Source organism: Dryocola boscaweniae, assembly GCF_025215095.1.
GTDB lineage: Bacteria > Pseudomonadota > Gammaproteobacteria > Enterobacterales > Enterobacteriaceae > Dryocola > Dryocola boscaweniae.
Map to the genome: position 1 here is coordinate 1 of NZ_JALHAP010000020.1, position 292 is coordinate 292.

The window sequence follows — 292 nt, forward strand, 5'->3', positions numbered from 1 at the left end:
TAGTGAATTATGTGAATGTAATCTTTGAGCATCGCTTCACGGGTTGAAGCAAATCAAGCTTTTAATTGAAGAGTTTGATCATGGCTCAGATTGAACGCTGGCGGCAGGCCTAACACATGCAAGTCGAACGGTAGCGGGAAGAAGCTTGCTTCTTTGCCGACGAGTGGCGGACGGGTGAGTAATGTCTGGGAAACTGCCTGATGGAGGGGGATAACTACTGGAAACGGTAGCTAATACCGCATAACGTCTTCGGACCAAAGAGGGGGACCTTCGGGCCTCTTGCCATCAGATG

Annotated in this window: 1 rRNA gene; it reads left to right on the forward strand. The window is 49.7% G+C overall.

Annotation, left to right across the window (positions count from 1 at the left end):
- Nucleotides 1–62: 62 nt before the first annotated feature.
- Nucleotides 63–292 (forward strand): 16S ribosomal RNA (locus tag MUA00_RS00095); the annotation flags it as partial.